This is a genomic window from Zeimonas arvi, assembly GCF_008039575.1.
GTDB lineage: Bacteria > Pseudomonadota > Gammaproteobacteria > Burkholderiales > Burkholderiaceae_E > Zeimonas > Zeimonas arvi.
Genome location: NZ_VDUY01000005.1, coordinates 57,856 through 74,845, shown reverse-complemented (window position 1 = coordinate 74,845; position 16,990 = coordinate 57,856). Strand labels below are relative to the sequence as shown.

The 16,990-nt window shown below is 70.1% G+C and carries 17 protein-coding genes; 13 read left to right on the top strand and 4 right to left on the bottom strand.

Annotation, left to right across the window (positions count from 1 at the left end; all coding sequences use genetic code 11):
* Positions 1-58: 58 nt before the first annotated feature.
* Together FHP08_RS12815 and FHP08_RS12810 are read right to left on the bottom strand one after the other, a co-directional pair.
* Positions 59-1,408 (bottom strand): sensor histidine kinase, encoded by a 1,350-nt coding sequence (locus FHP08_RS12815; protein WP_147704875.1) that lies wholly within the window; start codon positions 1,406-1,408, stop codon positions 59-61.
* Positions 1,405-2,082 (bottom strand): response regulator, encoded by a 678-nt coding sequence (locus tag FHP08_RS12810; protein WP_147704874.1) that lies wholly within the window; start codon positions 2,080-2,082, stop codon positions 1,405-1,407. The genes FHP08_RS12815 and FHP08_RS12810 overlap by 4 nt, the downstream gene beginning before the upstream one ends.
* Before the next feature lie 96 nt (positions 2,083-2,178).
* Here FHP08_RS12810 and FHP08_RS12805 point away from each other — a divergent pair, with 96 nt between their 5' ends.
* From FHP08_RS12805 to FHP08_RS12785, 5 genes are read left to right on the top strand one after another with little or no spacing between them, the layout of a single operon-like run.
* Positions 2,179-3,222: an ABC transporter ATP-binding protein gene (locus FHP08_RS12805; RefSeq protein WP_147704873.1), complete on the top strand. Its 1,044-nt coding sequence runs from the start codon at positions 2,179-2,181 to the stop codon at positions 3,220-3,222.
* Complete coding sequence (locus FHP08_RS12800) at positions 3,222-4,508, top strand: ABC transporter substrate-binding protein (RefSeq protein ID WP_147705138.1); 1,287 nt, start codon at positions 3,222-3,224, stop codon at positions 4,506-4,508. The genes FHP08_RS12805 and FHP08_RS12800 overlap by 1 nt, the downstream gene beginning before the upstream one ends.
* A gap of 21 nt (positions 4,509-4,529) precedes the next feature.
* A complete protein-coding gene (locus FHP08_RS12795) occupies positions 4,530-5,408 on the top strand; it encodes a carbohydrate ABC transporter permease (RefSeq protein WP_147704872.1) in 879 nt (292 codons plus the stop codon).
* Entirely contained in the window at positions 5,405-6,259 is an 855-nt protein-coding gene (locus FHP08_RS12790; protein ID WP_147704871.1) for a carbohydrate ABC transporter permease, read from the top strand. Before FHP08_RS12795 ends, FHP08_RS12790 begins: the two co-directional genes overlap by 4 nt.
* A gap of 13 nt (positions 6,260-6,272) precedes the next feature.
* Positions 6,273-7,136 carry an endonuclease/exonuclease/phosphatase family protein gene (locus FHP08_RS12785; protein WP_147704870.1) on the top strand — a complete coding sequence of 288 codons (864 nt, stop codon included), beginning with the start codon at positions 6,273-6,275 and terminating at the stop codon, positions 7,134-7,136.
* Positions 7,137-7,187: 51 nt separating this feature from the next.
* Here the strand turns inward: FHP08_RS12785 and hisC are convergent, their stop codons facing one another.
* Positions 7,188-8,264, bottom strand: coding sequence for a histidinol-phosphate transaminase (hisC, locus tag FHP08_RS12780; protein WP_147704869.1), 1,077 nt, complete (start codon positions 8,262-8,264; stop codon positions 7,188-7,190).
* Positions 8,265-8,423: 159 nt separating this feature from the next.
* Between hisC and FHP08_RS12775 the strand changes: the two genes are divergently transcribed.
* Positions 8,424-9,188: a ParA family protein gene (locus FHP08_RS12775; protein ID WP_147704868.1), complete on the top strand. Its 765-nt coding sequence runs from the start codon at positions 8,424-8,426 to the stop codon at positions 9,186-9,188.
* Here FHP08_RS12775 and FHP08_RS12770 read toward each other — a convergent pair.
* On the bottom strand, positions 9,148-10,476 hold the full coding sequence (locus FHP08_RS12770) for an MFS transporter (protein ID WP_147704867.1): 1,329 nt from the start codon (positions 10,474-10,476) through the stop codon (positions 9,148-9,150). The two genes, FHP08_RS12775 and FHP08_RS12770, sit on opposite strands and share 41 nt — an antisense overlap.
* A gap of 207 nt (positions 10,477-10,683) precedes the next feature.
* On the opposite strand from FHP08_RS12770, the gene FHP08_RS12765 reads away from it, so the two are divergent.
* From FHP08_RS12765 to FHP08_RS12735, 7 genes are read left to right on the top strand one after another with little or no spacing between them, the layout of a single operon-like run.
* Entirely contained in the window at positions 10,684-11,418 is a 735-nt protein-coding gene (locus tag FHP08_RS12765) for an IclR family transcriptional regulator (RefSeq protein ID WP_187272289.1), read from the top strand.
* 55 nt (positions 11,419-11,473) lie between these two features.
* Positions 11,474-12,010, top strand: coding sequence for a TRAP transporter small permease (locus FHP08_RS12760; RefSeq protein ID WP_147704865.1), 537 nt, complete (start codon positions 11,474-11,476; stop codon positions 12,008-12,010).
* Positions 12,010-13,296 (top strand): TRAP transporter large permease, encoded by a 1,287-nt coding sequence (locus tag FHP08_RS12755; protein ID WP_147704864.1) that lies wholly within the window; start codon positions 12,010-12,012, stop codon positions 13,294-13,296. Before FHP08_RS12760 ends, FHP08_RS12755 begins: the two co-directional genes overlap by 1 nt.
* A 54-nt stretch (positions 13,297-13,350) precedes the next feature.
* Complete coding sequence (locus FHP08_RS12750; RefSeq protein WP_147704863.1) at positions 13,351-14,352, top strand: TRAP transporter substrate-binding protein; 1,002 nt, start codon at positions 13,351-13,353, stop codon at positions 14,350-14,352.
* The gene (locus FHP08_RS12745; protein ID WP_187272288.1) at positions 14,336-15,640 is read left to right on the top strand and encodes a CaiB/BaiF CoA transferase family protein; all 1,305 of its coding nucleotides are present in this window, start codon (positions 14,336-14,338) and stop codon (positions 15,638-15,640) included. Before FHP08_RS12750 ends, FHP08_RS12745 begins: the two co-directional genes overlap by 17 nt.
* Before the next feature lie 3 nt (positions 15,641-15,643).
* Positions 15,644-16,111, top strand: coding sequence for a MaoC family dehydratase (locus FHP08_RS12740; protein WP_147704862.1), 468 nt, complete (start codon positions 15,644-15,646; stop codon positions 16,109-16,111).
* Positions 16,108-16,986, top strand: coding sequence for an HpcH/HpaI aldolase/citrate lyase family protein (locus tag FHP08_RS12735; RefSeq protein WP_222707887.1), 879 nt, complete (start codon positions 16,108-16,110; stop codon positions 16,984-16,986). The genes FHP08_RS12740 and FHP08_RS12735 overlap by 4 nt, the downstream gene beginning before the upstream one ends.
* The last annotated feature ends 4 nt before the right edge of the window (positions 16,987-16,990 follow it).

Sequence of the window (16,990 nt, the reverse complement as noted above, 5' to 3'; positions counted from 1 at the left end):
GTCACGATGCGGGCATTGCCCGATGCCTGCACCTTAGGAGCCGATTCTTAGGCGAGGCTTAAGAGGGTCGAGCGGGGCTCTGGGCCGGTGCGGGCGCGCCCGCGGCAGGCAGTCGCACGCTCACCCGGAGCCCTCCGCGCGGCGAGTCGCCGAGCGCGATGCTGCCGCCGTGCCGCTCCACGATCGCTCGAACGATCGCCAGCCCGAGACCGCTGCCGCCCCGGTCGCCCGAGGTGCGACTGAAGAAGCGGTCGAAGACCCGCTCGCGGTCCTCGGGCGGGATGCCTGGTCCTTCGTCGTCCACGGTGAGCGCCACCTCGCCGCCGTCGACCGCCAGCGTGATCTCGACCCGGCTGCCCCGGGGCGTGTGGCGGATCGCGTTGTCGACCAGGTTGCGGACCAGCCCGTGCAGGGCTTCCGGCTCGCCAGTCAGTGGCAGCGCGCCAGGGGCGCGCAACTCGAGGCGAACGCCTTGCGACTCCGCGATGGCGCGAAGTTCCGACGCGGCCTCGCGCGCGATCGCCGCGAGGTCGGCCGGCTCGGGGCTCGCGACGGCTTCCGGCTCGCTGCGCGCCAGCGTCAACAGCTGGTCGATCAGGTGAGTCGCCCGGTCGATGCCCGAACGAAGGGCCTGCAGCGCCTCGCTGCGCGCCTGGTCGTCGCGGGCGCGGCCGAGCAGGCCGGCCTGCAGCTTCAGCGCGGCGAGCGGCGTGCGCAGCTCGTGCGCAGCGTCGGCCACGAAGGCGCGCTGCGCCTCGAAGGCGTGGCGCAGCCGGTCGAGCAGGCCGTTGAGCTGGCGCACCATCGGCTCGATCTCGGCGGGCAGGCCCTCGTCGGGAACCGGATCGAGCCGGCGCGCGTCGCGCCGCCTCAGCTCGCGGGTCACCCGGACGACCGGTTCGAGCGCCAGGCCGACCAGCCACCAGATCGCGAGCGCCACCATCGGTGCGATCACCAGCAGCGGCGTCAGGCTGCGCAGCGCGGCCGCGGCCGCGATGCGCTCGCGCACCAGGTAGGGCTGGCCGATCTGGATCACGCGTCCGCGCGCGAGCAGGCTGTAGACGCGCCAGCGCTCGCCCTCGGTCACCACGTCGGCGAATCCGAGCATGGCCCGGTCGGGCAGCCGGGCCCGCGACCGGGTCTGCGAGATGTAGACCTTGGAGCCGTCGGCATTCCAGATCTGCACCACGAAGTCGAACTGCTGGCGCTCCTCGGGCGGCACCGGCGGCGCCGGCACTTCCCCCTGGTCGCGCAGCGACAGCGCCATCTGCTCCAGGTGGTAGTCGAACAGCGCGTGGCTTTCGTGCAGCACGTAGCGATAGGTGACGGTGCCGACCACCGCGACGGCGAGCAGGAAGAGCGGAAGCAGCGACAGCAGCAGCCGCGCGCGGATCGACGTTGCCTTCATTCGGGCGTCTCCGGCGTCGCGGTCGGCACGAACCAGCCGACGCCGCGCAGGTTGCGGATGAAGTCGCGGCCGAGCTTGCGGCGAAGCCCGTGGATGTAGACCTCGACCGCGTTGCTCCCCACCGCGTCGTCCCAGCCATAGAGCCTGTCCTCGAGCTGCGCGCGCGACAGGACCGCGCCGGGGCGCAGCATCAGCGCCTCCAGCACGGCGTACTCGCGCGGCGACAGCGTGACCGGCTCGCCGTCGCGGCTCACCACGTGCGTCGCCGGTTCTATCCGCACGCCGCCGTGTTCGATCACCGCCTCGGCACGGCCGGCGCTGCGCCGCAGCAGCGCGCGGATTCGGGCAGCCAGCTCGTCGAGATCGAAGGGCTTGGTCAGGTAATCGTCGGCGCCGGCGTCGAGTCCGGCGATCCGGCTCTCGATTGCGTCGCGCGCGGTGATCACCAGCACCGGGGTCGCATCCTTGCGCGCGCGGACCGCGCGCAGCAGCGACAGGCCGTCCCGCCCCGGCAGGCCCAGGTCGAGCAGCACCAGGTCGTAGCTGCCGGCGGCCAGCGCGGTGTCGGCCGAGTCGGCGTTGCGCACCCAGTCGACCGCGTAGCCGTCCTGGCGCAGCGCGGTCTGCACCGCCTCGCCGATCATACGGTCGTCTTCCACCAGCAGCATTCTCATCGGTATTGCAAATCCGGTTCCTTCGGTGCAAGGTGCGCGGGCGGCACTGCAACGAGAATGAAACATTATGGTGCTTCAATCCGGGGCGAGTTGCTCATGACCGCCATCGCTCTCGAACACGTCAGCAAGCACTGGGGTGCGACCGCAGCCGTCGACGACGCCAGCTTCACCGCGGCGGCCGGCGGCTTCGTCGTGCTGCTCGGGCCGTCGGGCTGCGGAAAGTCGACGACCTTGAGGCTGATTGCCGGGCTCGACGAGCCGACTTCGGGCCGCATCCTGATCGACGATCGCGACGTGACGAGACTGCCGCCGGCGAAGCGCCGCATCGCGATGGTCTTCCAGTCCTATGCGCTGTTTCCTCACCTGAGCGTGCGCGAGAACATCCTGTTCGGCCTGCGCGTGCGCAAGGAGCCCGCGCGCGACTTCGATCGCCGGCTGGCCCGCGTGGCCGGGCTGCTCGGGCTGTCGCAACTGCTCGACCGCAAGCCTTCTCAGCTCTCGGGAGGACAGCAGCAGCGGGTCGCGCTGGGACGGGCGATCATTGCCGAGACGCCGGTCTGCCTGATGGACGAGCCGCTGTCCAACCTCGACGCGCAGCTTCGCCACGAGATGCGACGCGAGATCCGCGCGCTGCAGCAGAAGCTCGGCATCACGATGGTCTACGTCACGCACGACCAGACCGAGGCGATGAGCATGGCCGACCAGGTGGTGCTGCTCAACGCCGGCCGCATCGAGCAGGATGCCGCGCCCGCCGAGCTGTACGCGCGGCCCGCCACCGTGTTCGCCGCGCGTTTCATCGGCACGCCGCCGATGAACGTGATCGACTGCCCGGGCCGCTCGGACCTGAAGCTGGGTGTGCGCCCCGAGCATGTGCGCCTGGTGACCGACGGAGGGCTGCCCGCCACGGTCCAGGCCGCGGAGTACCTGGGCGCAGACACGGTGCTCACCTGCGCGGCGAGCGAGGGCACGATCGCGGCCCGGCTCTCCGGCCGGCACGAGCTGGCCGAGGGCGCGCGGGTCCGGCTCGCCTGGAACGACGCAGACGGCCATCTCTTCGACGCGGCCACCGGCAGGCGCCGCGACGAGGCCCGCATCGCATTCGCTTCGACCCCCGACCATTTCGCAAGGAGATCCGCGTGATCCGACGCAAGCTGATCCAGGCCATCGCCGCCACGACCCTCGCTTGCGCGCTGCCGGCCGCGCACGCCCAGAAGCCGGTCGAGCTCGACTTCTACTACCCGGTCGCAGTCGGCGGCCCGGTCACGAAGCTGATCGACCAGATGGCAGCCGACTTCGAGAAGGAGAACCCCGGCATCAAGGTCAAGCCGATCTATGCCGGCACCTACCAGGAGAGCATCGTCAAGGCGCTCACCGCGCACAAGAGCGGCAAGCCGCCGCACCTCGCGGTGCTGCTGTCGACCGACATGTTCACGCTGATCGACGAGGACGCGATCGTGCCGATCGACGAACTGGCGGGCGCCGACGGCAAGGCCTGGCTGGGCGGCTTCTACGAGGCCTTCATGATGAACAGCCGCACCGGCGGCAAGACCTGGGGCGTGCCCTTCCAGCGCTCGACCATCGTGCTGTACTGGAACAAGGAGCTGTTCAAGGAGGCCGGGCTCGATCCGGAGAAGGGCCCGAGGAACTGGGACGAGATGGTCGACTTCGCCAGGAAGCTCACCCGGACCGACGCGAGCGGCAACGTGACGCAGTGGGGCGTGAAGATCCCGTCGTCGGGTTTCCCGTACTGGCTGTTCCAGGGCCTGACCACGCCCAACGGCGCCATCCTGATGAACGAGGCCGGCAACCAGACTTTCTACGACAGGCCCGAGGTGATCGAGGCGCTGCAGTACTGGGTCGACCTGTCCGCGAAGCACAAGGTGATGCCCGGCGGCGTCATCGAGTGGGGCACCACGCCGAAGGACTTCTTCGAGAGGAAGGCCGCGATGATCTGGACCACCACCGGCAACCTGACCAACATCCGCGCGAACGCGGGCTTCCCCTTCGGCGTGGCGATGCTGCCCGAGAAGAAGCGCCGGGGCAGCCCGACCGGCGGCGGAAATTTCTACGTGTTCAAGGACACCAGCCCCGAGGAGAAGGCCGCGTCGATGAAGTTCATCAGGTGGGCGACCTCGCCGCAGCGCGCCGCACAGTGGAGCATCGCGACCGGCTACGTGGCGGTGTCGCCGGCCGCCTGGGACACGCCGGAGATGAAGAAGTACGCGCAGGAGGTGCCGCAGGCGCTGGTGGCGCGTGATCAGCTCGAATTCTCGGTGGCCGAGTTGTCCACGCACGAGAACCAGCGGGTCACCAAGGCGCTGAACGACGGCCTGCAGGCGGCGTTGACCGGCGCCAAGCAGCCCGAGCAGGCGATGAAGGACGCGCAGCGCGAGGCCGACCGCATCCTGCGCGCTTACCGGCGGTAGGTGCGCGCACCGGGGCGGTCGATGCGCCCGTCGCTGCAGGCCCAGGTCACCGGCTGGCTGCTGCTGCTGCCGGCCCTGGTCCTGCTCGTGCTGTTCACGCACTGGCCGGCGGTGGCCACCGCCTGGCACAGCCTGTTCAGCACACCCAAGGGCTCGCGGCGGGCGGCCTTCGTCGGCCTGGAGAACTACCGGTACATGCTGGAGGACGATGTTTTCTGGCAGGCGCTGTGGAACAACCTGTGGTTCGCGCTGGGCACCATTCCGGCCTCGATCGCGATCGCGATCGCGATGGCGCTGTGGGTCAACGGCAAGATCGCCGGGCGCGGCTTCCTGCGGATGGCCTACTTCACGCCGACCGTGCTGCCGATGATCGCGGTCGCCAACATCTGGCTGTTCTTCTACACGCCGCAGTACGGCCTGCTGGAGCAGATCACCGGCGCGCTCGGCCTGCCCAGCCACAACTGGCTCGGGGACCGCAGCACCGCGCTCGGCGCGACCATCGTGGTGGCGATCTGGAAGGAGGCCGGCTTCTTCATGATCTTCTACCTGGCCGCACTGCAGCAGATCTCGCCCACCTTGGCCGAGGCCGCGGCGCTGGAGGGAGCGTCGCGCTGGCAGTACTTCCGCCGCGTGCTGTTCCCGCTGCTGATGCCCACCACGCTGTTCGTGCTGATCAACGCGCTGATCAACTCGGTGCGCATGGTGGACCACATCTTCGTGATGACGCGCGGCGGGCCGGACAACGCCAGCGCGCTGCTTCTCTACTACATCTACCAGGTCGGATTCAGCTTCTGGGACTCGGCCTACGCGGCGGCGCTGACCATGGTCGTGCTGGCCGTCCTGGGCCTGGCCGCGGTCGTGAAGTTCCGCTTCCTCGACCGCCGGACGCACTACCAATGAGCGCGGCCGGATCCGGGTCGAACGCGGCGGGCGGCTTCGAGCGCGGCCGTCTCGCCGCGCTGCTCGAGGCTGCAGGCGCGTGGCTGCTGGGCCTGCTGTGGGTCCTGCCGCTGGCCTACGCGGTGTGGACCGCCTTCCATCCGGCCGAGTACTCGACCCGGTTCGAGCTGGGCGCGCCGCTCACCTTGCAGAACTTCGTCAACGCCTGGAACGCCGCGCCCTTCGCGCGCTACTTCCTGAACACCTTCCTGCTGGTCACGATGATCCTGGCCGCGCAGATGGTGCTGGGCACGCTGGCTGCCTATGCTTTCGCGCGCTTCGAGTTCCGCGGTCGCGACCTGGTCTTCATGCTGGTGCTGCTGCAGCTGATGGTGATGCCCGACGTGCTGATCGTGGAGAACTACAACACGATGAACGCGCTGGGGCTGCGCGACACGATCCTGGCGATCGGGCTGCCCTATTTCGCGTCGGCCTTCGGCATCTTCCTGCTGCGCCAGACCTTCAAGACGGTGCCGCGCGAGCTCGACGAGGCGGCGCGGGTCGAGGGCGCCAGCGCGCTGCAGGTGCTCTGGAAGGTCTACGTGCCGCTGGCCCGGCCGGTCTACCTCGCCTACGCGCTGGTGTCGGTCAGCCATCACTGGAACAACTTCCTGTGGCCGCTGATCGTGACCAGCTCGGTGGAGACGCGGCCACTCACCGTGGGGCTGCAGGTCTTCTCGTCCACCGACCAGGGTGTCGATTGGTCGATCATCACCGCGGCAACGCTGATGACCTCGGCGCCGCTGCTGCTGGGCTTCCTGCTCTTCCAGCGGCAGTTCGTGCAGTCGTTCATGCGGGCGGGCATTCGCTGAAGGAGCGCATCCGATGAAGCTGATCACCTGGAACATCCAGTGGTGCCGCGGCGTCGACGGCCGCGTCGATCCGGCGCGCATCGTCGAGCATGCGCGGGCGCTGGCCGATTTCGACGTGCTGTGCCTGCAGGAGGTCGCGGCGAACTTTCCGGCGCTCGCGGGCAGCCGCGGCGAGAACCAGTTCGCCTTGCTGGCCGAGCTGCTGCCCGGCTACACCGCGGTGCCCGGCGCGGCGGTCGATGCGCCCGCGCCCGACGGCGGCCGGCGGGTGTTCGGCAACATGATCCTGAGCCGGTTGCCGGTCAGGCAGGTGCTGCGCATCCAGCTGCCCTGGCCGGCCGACCCCGACACCAACGGGATGCCGCGGCTGCTGCTCGAGGCCACCGTGCAGGCGCCCTTCGGACCCCTGAGGGTGATGACCACCCACCTGGAGTACTACTCGCCCGTGCAGCGCGCCGCGCAGGTCGAGGCGGTGCGGGCGCGACACGCCGAGGCCTTCTCGCATGCGCGGCTCGACCGGGCGCGCGACGCCTCGCACGGCCCTTTCCACACCTGGGACCAGCCGGTGTCGGCGATCCTGACCGGCGACTTCAACTACCTGCCCGAGGATCCTTGCCATGCGCGAATGCAGGCGGACTTCGAGCTGCTCGAGGGCGCCGGGCGGCCCCCCGCGCTGGTCGACGCATGGCGCCATGCGCACCCGGGCCTGCCGCACGCCTTCACGAACGGCGTGCACGACCGGGCCCAGTGGCCGGCGCCCTATGCCTGCGACTTCATCTACGCGAGCGAGGACCTGTTGCCGCGGTTGCGCGAACTGCGTGTGGACGGCGACACGCAGGCCTCGGACCACCAGCCCGTACTGATCGCGCTCGACTAGCGGCCGCGCTCAGGGGTACCGCACTCGTGCTCGGGTGTACCGCACTCGCGCTCAGGCCGCCTGCGCCAGGATCTCGCGCAGCGCGCCGACCAGCGCCTCGCACTCCGCCGGCGTGCCGATCGTGATCCGCAGCCACTGCGCGATCCGCTGCGCGCCGAAGTGGCGGACGATGATCGCCCGCTCGCGCAGCGCGCGCGACAGCGCCGCGGCATCGTGCCCGGGATGGCTCGCGAACACGAAGTTGGCCTTCGACGGGAGCACCTCCAAGCCGAGCGCGGCGAGGTCCGCCGAAAGCTTCTCGCGGCTCTCGATCACGGCCGCGCTGGTGCGCGCGAGCCACTCGGTGTCGCGCACCGCCGCGGTGGCCGCCGCCAGCGCGAGCCGGTCCAGCGGATAGGAGTTGAAGCTGTCCTTGACCCGCACCAGCGCCTCGACGAGGCCGGGGTGGCCCAGCGCGTAGCCCACGCGCAGGCCGGCCAGCGAGTAGGACTTCGACAGCGTGCGCACCACCAGCAGGTTGTCGTGCGAGGCGATCAGCGGCGCGGCGCTCTCGGCGCCGAAGGACACGTAGGCCTCGTCGATCACCACCGGCCAGTCGGCGTTCGCCTCGAGCAGACGGGCGATGTCGGCGCGCGCGATGGCCCGGCCGGTCGGCGCGTTGGGGTTGGGCAGGATCACCGGGCCGCCGCCGGCGTAGTCGCTCACGTCGAGCGCGAATCCCGCGTCGCGCAGCGGCACCTGGCGCGCCGCGATCCGGTACAGGCGACAGTAGGTGGGATAGAAGCTGTAGCTGATGTCCGGAAAGCGCAGCGGCTCGGGATGGGCCAGCAGCGCCTGGAAGGCGAAGGCCAGCACCTCGTCCGAGCCGTTGCCCACGAAGACATGGTCGGGAGACAAGCCTTCCTGCTCGGCGATCGCCTCGCGCAGGACGGTTCCTTGCGGATCCGGGTACAGCCGCAGGCGCGCGCCGTCGTCGCCGAGCTCGGCGCGGATCGCCGCCAGCACCGCCGGGGAGGGCGGATAGGGGTTCTCGTTGGTGTTCAGCTTCACCAGATTGGCCTGCCTGGGCTGCTCGCCGGGTACGTAGGGCGTCAGCTCGCGGACGATCTGGCTCCAGAATCGGCTCATCGGGAGGAATCGCGGTGGGTTCGTTCGGGCGCAGCGCGCAAGCCGCTAGCGTAACGCAAAGCGCCGGCGCCGCTCTGCAAGGCGCGGCTCCGTATACTCTCGTGGCAGCGTCGCTGCGCCTCGTCCGGCCGCAGGCGCGCCAACCGAAGGCAGGACCCGATGCGTTACGTGGTGTTCAACCAGAAGGGCGGCGTGGGCAAGTCCACGATCACCTGCAATCTCGCCGCGATCGGCGCGCAGCAAGGGCTGCGCACGCTCGTCGTGGATCTCGACCCGCAGGGCAACGCCAGCCGATACCTCCTCGGTGCCGAGGCGGACCAGCCTGCCGAGGGCGCGGCCGGCTTCTTCGACCACGTCCTCAGGTTCGCGCTGCGGCCCCGCGACGCGGGCGAGTTCGTCACCCGAACGCCGTGGGAGAACCTCGACCTGATGCGCTCGGACTCGCGACTCGAGGAGCTTCAGGGCAAGCTCGAGTCGCGCTACAAGATCTACAAGCTGCGCGACGCCCTCGAGGCGCTTGCCGAGGACTACGACCGCGTCTGGATCGACACGCCGCCCGCGCTGAACTTCTACACCCGCTCGGCGCTGATCGCCGCGCAGCGCTGCCTGATTCCCTTCGATTGCGACGAGTTCTCGCGCCGCGCGCTGTACGGGCTGCTCGAGAGCGTCGGCGAGATCCAGGCCGACCACAACGAGGCGCTGGAGGTGGCGGGCATCGTCGTGAACCAGTTCCAGCCCCGCGCCAACCTGCCGCAGCGCACGGTGCGGGAGCTGATCGAGGAAGGCCTGCCGGTGCTGCACCCCTACCTGAGCGCCAGCGTGCGGATCCGAGAATCGCACGAACGGGCCACGCCCATGGTCCACCTGGACCCGCGCCACAAGCTCACGCAGGAATTCGTGGCGCTGCACGACGCGCTGCGATAGCGCCCGCCAGCGTGCCGCCGGGGCGGAAGGGCTCGGCGGCCAGCGCGATCGCCCCCAGCGACATCAGGACGACCGCGCGGTAGCCACCGGTCGCATCGTGCAGGATCCCGCCGGCCAGCGAGCCACAGGCGCCGCCCACCGACATGGCCGCGTAGATCGTGCCGTAGATGGTCCCCGCGCTTGGCCCCGCGAAGATCCGGTTCGACATCGTGGATACGATGGGGCCGCGGGCGCCCTGGGCGATGCCGAAGAAGAGCACGTAGCCGACCAGCGCCGCCAGAGTGGCCTGGTACGAGATCGCGAGCAGCCCGAGGATGCCGGCGGACGTCAGCCCGAAGCTCAGCAGCGCCGCGCGAGCGAAGCCCAGGCGGTCGGCCAGCCAGCCGGTGACGATCATGCCGCCGGTGGACAGCAGCCCGGCGAAGCCGAAGGCGCTGGCCGCCGCGATCGGCGTGAAGCCGGATTCGGTCAGGAAGGCCACGATCTGCGGCGACACGCAGTAGATGCCCACCGAGGTGAAGAAGAACACCTGCACCAGCCGCCAGTAGGCCACCGAGCGCATCGCGCTGCGCAGGGTCCAGTCCGCCGGCCGATCGGTGGTGGCGCCGCTCACGGTGTCCGGGCCGGTCGAGGCAGGGGCCCGGGCGACGGCGAGGTGCGCGCGCGAGCGTCCCGCCAGGCGCCCCCAGGGCAGCGCGAGGCAGACCGGCACCAGGGCCAGCACGAACAGGCCGACGGCCTGGCAGGCGCTGCGCCATCCCACCGTGTCGATCAGGTACTGGACCAGCGGCAGCATGAGGAGGATCCCGCAGCCGAAGCCCGAGTACGCGATCGAGATCGCGGTCGCCAGGCTGCGGGTGAACCAGCGGCCGATCAGCGTCGCGGCGCAGACCATGCCGAGCGCGGCCACGCCGGCGCCCACCATCAGGCCCGCGCTCGCGTAGAGCTGCCAGAGCGATTCGATGCGGCCGGCCAGCCAGGCGCCCCCGCCGAGCAACGCAAGCCCGGCGCCGTACACCACGCGCGGGCCGAAGCGATCGAACAGCGCGCCGGCCGCGGGCGAGGCCAGGCCCGCCATCAGCATGTAGGTCGCGAACACGCCGGTCATCGACTGGCGCGACCAGCCGAACTCGGCTTCGAGCGGCAGGATGTAGGCCGAGAAGGCGTCGGCCACGCCACGGCCGAGGAAGTTGAAGACGAAGGCGAGGCCGACGACGGTCACCGCCGTCGGCGTGGCCTCGCGCAGGGGCGCCGGCGCGCCGGTCGGCTCATCGACGTTCACATTCATGAACAATTATTCATGATCGAGAACGGGCTGGCAAGCGCTCGCGCACGATGCAGGGTGATCGAACACCAGGCTTCGCGCTCGCGGCCGATGCTGCGGCGCAATGTTGACGATGCGCCCGGGGCCATGACACGATTCAAGCCTGTAAATGAACGTTCACCTATGTGAACAAGAATGAGCGCCCGGATCGGGCGCCCCGCTGCGACACACATGTCGGTAAAAAGCGCGTTGCGCACCCTGCAGATCCTCGAGGCCTTTGCGGAAGCGGCGCGCCCGATGTCGCTCGGCGAGGTGTCGCGGGCCATCGAGGCGCCCCGGTCGAGCGCGCTCGCGCTGCTCGCCACGCTGGTGGGGCGGGGCTACCTCTATCGCGTGGGGCCTGCGCCGACCTACTACCCCACGCGACGCTGGCTCGACCTGGCGCACGCGGTCTCCGAGAACGATCCCGTTTCGCTGCGGATCCGCGAGTCGCTTGAGCGCCTGCGCGACCTGACCGGCGAGACCGCGATCGACTCGGTGCTCGCCACCGATCGCTCCCTGTACCTCGATGTCGTCGAGTCCCGCGAGCTGGTGCGCTTCGCGGCCCATCCGGGCGAGACGAAGCCGCTGCACCTCTCGGCCTCGGGCCGGGCGCAACTGGCGGTGCTCGGCGAAGACGCGCGGCGCGCGGTGGTCGCCGCGCTGCCCGCGGGGGGCTCGGGCCGCGCGCGCCTGGTCCGCAAGACGCTGCTCGACACGGTGGAAAGGGAGCGCCGGCAGTGCTGGTCGACCAACCTCGGCGAGTTCCGTCCGGACGTGATCTCGGTGGCCTCGGGCTTCGACCTGCACGGCACGATCCACGCGCTGGTCGTCGCGGCGCCCCGCCACCGCGTGGAGGCGAAGGTGGACCAGATCGGCCGCCTGCTGCGCGACGAGGCGCGGGCGCTCGTGGCCAGGCTGCCCTGAGCGGGCGGAGAGAGCGCATGCGCGGAGCACGCCCCGACTCAGGAGAAGACCGGCGATGATCGCGCGCAACCGGGCCCTGATGGCGGCACTCGAGCGCATCCTGCGCGCGATCGGCGTCGCCTGCCTGCTGGCGGTGATGGCCATCGTGTTCTGCGACGTGGGCGCGCGCTACCTGATGAACGCGCCCTTTCCGTGGTCCTACGAGCTGATCGGCATGTACCTGATGCCCGCGATGTTCTATTTCGCGGTCTCCGACACCCTCGCGGCCGACCATCACATCGCGGTCGATCTGCTGCGCCCCGCCATGCCGCCCTGGCTGGCGCGCGGCGTCGAGGTGCTCGGCGGTCTCGCGATGGCGGGGGTCTTCTCGGTCATCGTCTGGCTGTTCGCGAGCTCGTCGCTCGAGAAGTGGGCCTCGGGCGCGGTGGTGATGGGCGCCGTCGAATGGCCCAGCTGGATCCCCGACGCGATCGTCGCGCTGGGCAGCGCCGTCATCGCGCTGCGCCTGCTGGGTCGCGCGGTCGGTCACGCGCTGTCGCTGGTCACCGGCAAGGCGCTGATCGCGCTGCCGGCGCGCGTGGAGGACCACTGATGCTGGCGGCATCGATCGTCGTGCTGCTGTTCCTGCTGCTGGCCGGGGGCGTGCCGGTGGGCTTCTCGCTCGCCATCGCCGGCGCGGCGGGGCTGCTCGCCCACGGCGGCTTCGGGCTGCTGTCGGGCATCCTGTCGACGACCTCGATCTCCACGGTCAGTTCCTACGAGCTGATCTCCATCCCGATGTTCATCCTGATGGCGGAGTTCGTGATCCTGAGCGGGATCGCCGACAACCTGTTCAGGGCCGCCGCGGTCTGGGTGGGCAGGGTCCCGGGCGGCCTCGGGATCGCCACCGCGCTCTCCGGCGCCGGCTTCGGTGCGATCTCCGGGTCGAGCACCGCGGCCGCGGCGACGTTGTCGGCCACCTCGATCCCGGCCATGCTCGAGCAGGGCTACGAGCCGCGGTTCGCCTGCGGCGTGGTGGCGATCTCGGGCACGCTGGCGATGCTGATCCCGCCCAGCATCGCGCTGATCCTGTTCGGCATCATCGCCGACGTCAGCATCGGCAAGCTGCTGATCGGCGGGGTGATCCCGGGCATCCTGGTCACCTTCACGATCGTGCTCACGGTGCTCTACCTGGTCTGGCGCGATCCCTCGCGCGCGCCGCGAGGCGACGGCCACAGCCTGCGCGAGAAGGTCTCCTCGCTGCGGGGGGTCTGGGCGATGATCGTGCTGTTCGGCTTCGTGACCGGGGTGATCTACCTGGGCATCGCTACCCCGACCGAGGCCTCGGCGCTCGGCGCCGGCGGCGCCTTCGCGATCGCTGCGGCCTCCGGCCGGATGCGGGGCGGCAAGCTCTATGCCGCCTCGCTGAACGCGCTGCGCTCGACCGCGATGATCTTCATGATCCTGGTCGGCGCGCACGTCTTCGGCTACTTCTTCACGCTCACCGGCGTCACGCCGAAGGTGGTCGCCGGCATCGGTGCCCTCGAACTGCCGCCCTGGCTGGTCATCGCGGTCATCATCGGCATCCTGGTCGTGCTGGGCTGCTTCCTGGACCAGATCGCGATCCTCGTGCTGACCGTGCCGGTCATGCTTCCGGTGGTCCAGGCGATGGGCTACGACCCGGTCTGGTTCGGTGTCGTGATGATCGTGGCCGGCGAGGTCGGGATGATCACGCCGCCGGTCGGGCTCAACGCCTTCGTGGTGGCCAGGTACGCGCGGCGCCCCCTGTCGGAGGTGTTCGTCGGCGCCTGGCCGCACGTGCTCGCGCATTTCGTTCTCATCGCCGTGCTCGTGGCGATGCCGCAGCTGGTGCTGTGGCTCCCGTCGCGGATGCTCTGACGCGGCCCCGCCCCTGGCTTCACGTCCCGCTTTCACATCCATGAGGAGACAAGCATGAAACTCGCCAGACTCGCGGCCGCGGCGGCGGTCGCCGCCCTGCCGCTCTTCGCCGGCGCACAGACCTCGCTGCGCGTGGCCGATTCGCTGCCGGTCGGCCATTTCTTCGCCGAGCAGGGCCTGAAGTTCTGGATCGCCGAGGTCCGTCGCCAGACCAACAACGCGGTCGAGGTCCAGCATTTCCCGGCAGAGCAGCTGGGCAAGGCCAAGGACATGTTCCAGCTCGCGATGACCGGCGTCGCCGACATCGCGTACGTGGTGCCGTCCTACGTGTCGGACAAGATGCCGCTCATGACGGTGTCCGAGCTTCCGGGCCTGGCGAGCACCTCCTGCCAGGGCACGCGGGCCTTCATGAAGCTGGTGCGCGGCGGCGTCCTCGACAAGCAGGAACTGGCGCCCAACGGGTTCGTCGTCCTGTTCGGCGCGATCCTCGAGCCGTACCAGGTCTATGCCACCCGGAAGATCGAGTCGCTCGAGTCGATCAACGGCATGAAGCTGCGCACCGCCGGCGCGGCCCAGGGCGCGACCATCAAGGCGCTGGGCGGCGTGCCGGTCAACATGGCGGCGCCCGACACCTACGAATCGCTGTCGCGCGGCACCATCGATGGCGTCGTGTTCCCGACCGCCAGCCTGCTGGCCTACGACCTGCCCAGCCGCCTGAAGGGCGCCACGCAGGACGTGAGCTTCGGCACGGTGCTGATCAGCTACGGCATCAGCCAGAAGAAGTTCCTGTCGCTGCCCGAGAACGTGCGGCAGGCGATGCTCTCGGCCGGCGACGCCGCTGCGAACAACGTCTGCACCTTCCTCGACAATGGCGTCGCCGCGAACCGCGCGAAGATCGCGGCCGCCGGCGTGAGCTTCACCAGGCTGGGCGAAGCCGACACGAAGAAGCTGGCCGGCATCGCGGCCACGGTCCAGAAGGACTGGGCGGCCGCGCTCGACAAGCGCGGCAAGCCGGGCACCGAGGTCCTCGAGGCCTACGTTGACGCGCTCAAGTAAGCAGGCGGGCCCGCTGCGCGGCTTTCGCATCGTCGACATGACGACGGTGCTGATGGGGCCGTACGCCACCCAGATCGCGGCCGACTACGGCGCCGACGTGATCAAGGTCGAGCCACCCGAGGGCGACGTGATGCGGGTGGCGGGCGCCAAGCGGCACCGCGACATGGGGCCGCTCTTCCTGCACGCCAACCGCAACAAGCGCAGCGTGGTGCTGGACATCCGGCGGCCGGAGGGGCGCGAGGCGCTGCTGCGCCTGTGCGAAGGCGCCGATGCGATCGTCCACAACATCCGTCCGGCCGCCATGGCCCGGCTGGGCCTGGCCTACGTGGACATCGCCCGGGTGAACCCGGGAATCGTCCACGTGGGGCTCGTCGGATACGGGCGCAACGGCCCTTACGCCGGCCGGCCGGCCTACGACGACCTGATCCAGGCGGCCAGCGGCATGGCCTCGATGTTCGAGCTGGCCGGCGACGAGGCCCCGCGCTACGTGCCCTCGGTGATCGCCGACCGGATCTCCGGGCTGAACGCGGTCCACGCGATGCTGGCCGCCCTGTTGCACCGCCAGCGCACCGGCGAGGGGCAGGACGTCGAGGTGCCGATGTTCGAGTCGGTGGCACAGGTCGTGCTGGGCGACCACCTGGGCGGACTGTCCTTCGAACCGCCGATCGGTCCGCCCGGCTACAGCCGCCTGATCTCGTCGAACCGACGGCCCTATCGCACGCGCGACGGTTTCATCAGCGTGCTGGTCTACAACGACCGCCAGTGGCGAAGCTTCTTCGAGGCGATCGGCCGGCCCGACATCTGGGACAGCGATCCGCGCTTCGCCGACCAGGCCACGCGCGCCCAGCACTTCGACGAAGCCTACGCGATGCTGGCCGAGGTCCTGACCGGACGCACGACGGCCGAGTGGCTGGAGCTGTTCGAGGCGCACGACCTTCCTGCGATGCCGGTCACCCGGATCGAAGACCTCGAACATGATCCGCATCTCGCGGCCGCCGGCTTCGTCGAGCTCGTCGAGCACCCGACCGAGGGCGCGATCAAGCAGATCCGTCCGGCACAGGCCTTCTCGAAGACACCGCCCGGCATCTACCGGCATGCCCCCAACCTCGGCGAGCACACGCGCGAGGTGCTCGCCGAGGCGGGCTTCGAACCCGATCGGATCGACGCCCTCGTTGCCAGCGGCGCCGCGCGCCAGTTCCGCGATCCGCCGTGCGCGCCGATCGCCCCGCCGCCAGGGTCACCCCCCGCGCCGGCTTCGACCATCACGACCCAGGACAGGGGAGCTTAGGACATGGCAGGACTCCATTTCGAGCAGTTCGAACCCGGGCACGTGTTCCGCCACGCGGTGACCCGCACCGTCACCGAGATGGACAACACGCTTTTCTCGGTGATGACCCTGAACATGCAGCCGCTGCACCTCGACGCGCACTTCTCCGAGAAGACCGAGTTCGGCCAGCGGCTGGTGAACAGCCTGTTCACGCTGGGCCTGGTGATCGGCATCAGCGTGACCGACACCACGCTGGGCACGACGATCGCCAACCTGGGCATGTCGGACATCCGCTTCCCGAAGCCGGTCTTCCACGGCGACACGCTGCGCGTGGAGACCGAGGTGGTGTCGGTCAGGGCGAGCGGCTCGCGCCCGAACGCCGGCATCGTCGAGTTCGAGCATCGTGGCTACAACCATCGCGACGAACTGGTCTGCGTCTGCCGGCGCTCGGCCTTCATGAAGCGCCTGCCCGCCGAGGAGGCACGGCCATGATCCGCTCCTACCTGTTCGTTCCCGGGGACAGCGCGCGCAAGTTCGAGCGCGCGATGACCGGCGCCGCCGACGCGCTGATCCTCGACCTGGAGGATTCGGTCGCGCCGGCCAGCAAGGCCGAGGCGCGGCAGGTCACGCGCACGATGCTGGGCGCCGAGCGCGCCGGCAAGAAGCTGTTCGTGAGGGTCAACGCGCTGGACACCGGGCTCACGCTGGCCGACCTGGCCGCGGTCATGTCCGGGCGCCCCCACGGCATCGTGCTGCCCAAGTGCGGTTCGGCGGACGACCTGCGCCGCCTCGACCTGTACCTCGACGCCTTCGAGGCGGCGACCGGCCAGCAGGTGGGTGCGACGAGGATCCTGGCCATCGCCACCGAGACCGCGCGCTCGCTGTTCGGGCTCGGCGACTATCGCGGGACGAGCGCGCGACTGTGCGGGCTGATGTGGGGCGCAGAGGACCTGTCCGCCTCGCTCGGCGCCAGCCGGAACAAGGAAGCCGGCCAGTACCTCGGCCCCTTCCTGCTGGCGCGCAACCTGTGCCTGGCCGGCGCGGCCGCGGCGGGCGTGGACGCGGTCGACACCGTCTACGTCGACATCGAGGATCTCGACGGCCTGCGCGAAGAGACCCTGGCGGCGCGCCGCGACGGCTTCGTGGCCAAGGCGGTGATCCATCCGAAGCACGTCGACGTGGTGAACGCCGCCTTCGTGCCGAGCGAGCAGGAGATCGACTGGGCGCTTCGGGTCATCGCCGCTTTCGAGGAGAGCAGCGGCACCGGCGTGGCCCGGCTCGACGGAAAGATGATCGACCAGCCGCACCTGAAGAACGCACGCCAGATCCTGGCTTACGCGGCGGCGGGCGCGCCGCGCCGGAGCTGAGCCG

Bases quoted from the DNA above. Each gene is read 5' to 3' on its own strand.
- FHP08_RS12815 (WP_147704875.1), bottom strand. From the start codon at position 1,408: ATGAAGGCAACGTCGATCCGCGCGCGGCTGCTGCTGTCGCTGCTTCCG.
- FHP08_RS12810 (WP_147704874.1), bottom strand. From the start codon at position 2,082: ATGAGAATGCTGCTGGTGGAAGACGACCGTATGATCGGCGAGGCGGTG.
- FHP08_RS12805 (WP_147704873.1), top strand. From the start codon at position 2,179: ATGACCGCCATCGCTCTCGAACACGTCAGCAAGCACTGGGGTGCGACC.
- FHP08_RS12795 (WP_147704872.1), top strand. From the start codon at position 4,530: ATGCGCCCGTCGCTGCAGGCCCAGGTCACCGGCTGGCTGCTGCTGCTG.
- FHP08_RS12790 (WP_147704871.1), top strand. From the start codon at position 5,405: ATGAGCGCGGCCGGATCCGGGTCGAACGCGGCGGGCGGCTTCGAGCGC.
- FHP08_RS12785 (WP_147704870.1), top strand. From the start codon at position 6,273: ATGAAGCTGATCACCTGGAACATCCAGTGGTGCCGCGGCGTCGACGGC.
- hisC (WP_147704869.1), bottom strand. From the start codon at position 8,264: ATGAGCCGATTCTGGAGCCAGATCGTCCGCGAGCTGACGCCCTACGTA.
- FHP08_RS12775 (WP_147704868.1), top strand. From the start codon at position 8,424: ATGCGTTACGTGGTGTTCAACCAGAAGGGCGGCGTGGGCAAGTCCACG.
- FHP08_RS12770 (WP_147704867.1), bottom strand. From the start codon at position 10,476: ATGAATGTGAACGTCGATGAGCCGACCGGCGCGCCGGCGCCCCTGCGC.
- FHP08_RS12765 (WP_187272289.1), top strand. From the start codon at position 10,684: ATGTCGGTAAAAAGCGCGTTGCGCACCCTGCAGATCCTCGAGGCCTTT.
- FHP08_RS12760 (WP_147704865.1), top strand. From the start codon at position 11,474: ATGATCGCGCGCAACCGGGCCCTGATGGCGGCACTCGAGCGCATCCTG.
- FHP08_RS12755 (WP_147704864.1), top strand. From the start codon at position 12,010: ATGCTGGCGGCATCGATCGTCGTGCTGCTGTTCCTGCTGCTGGCCGGG.
- FHP08_RS12750 (WP_147704863.1), top strand. From the start codon at position 13,351: ATGAAACTCGCCAGACTCGCGGCCGCGGCGGCGGTCGCCGCCCTGCCG.
- FHP08_RS12740 (WP_147704862.1), top strand. From the start codon at position 15,644: ATGGCAGGACTCCATTTCGAGCAGTTCGAACCCGGGCACGTGTTCCGC.
- FHP08_RS12735 (WP_222707887.1), top strand. From the start codon at position 16,108: ATGATCCGCTCCTACCTGTTCGTTCCCGGGGACAGCGCGCGCAAGTTC.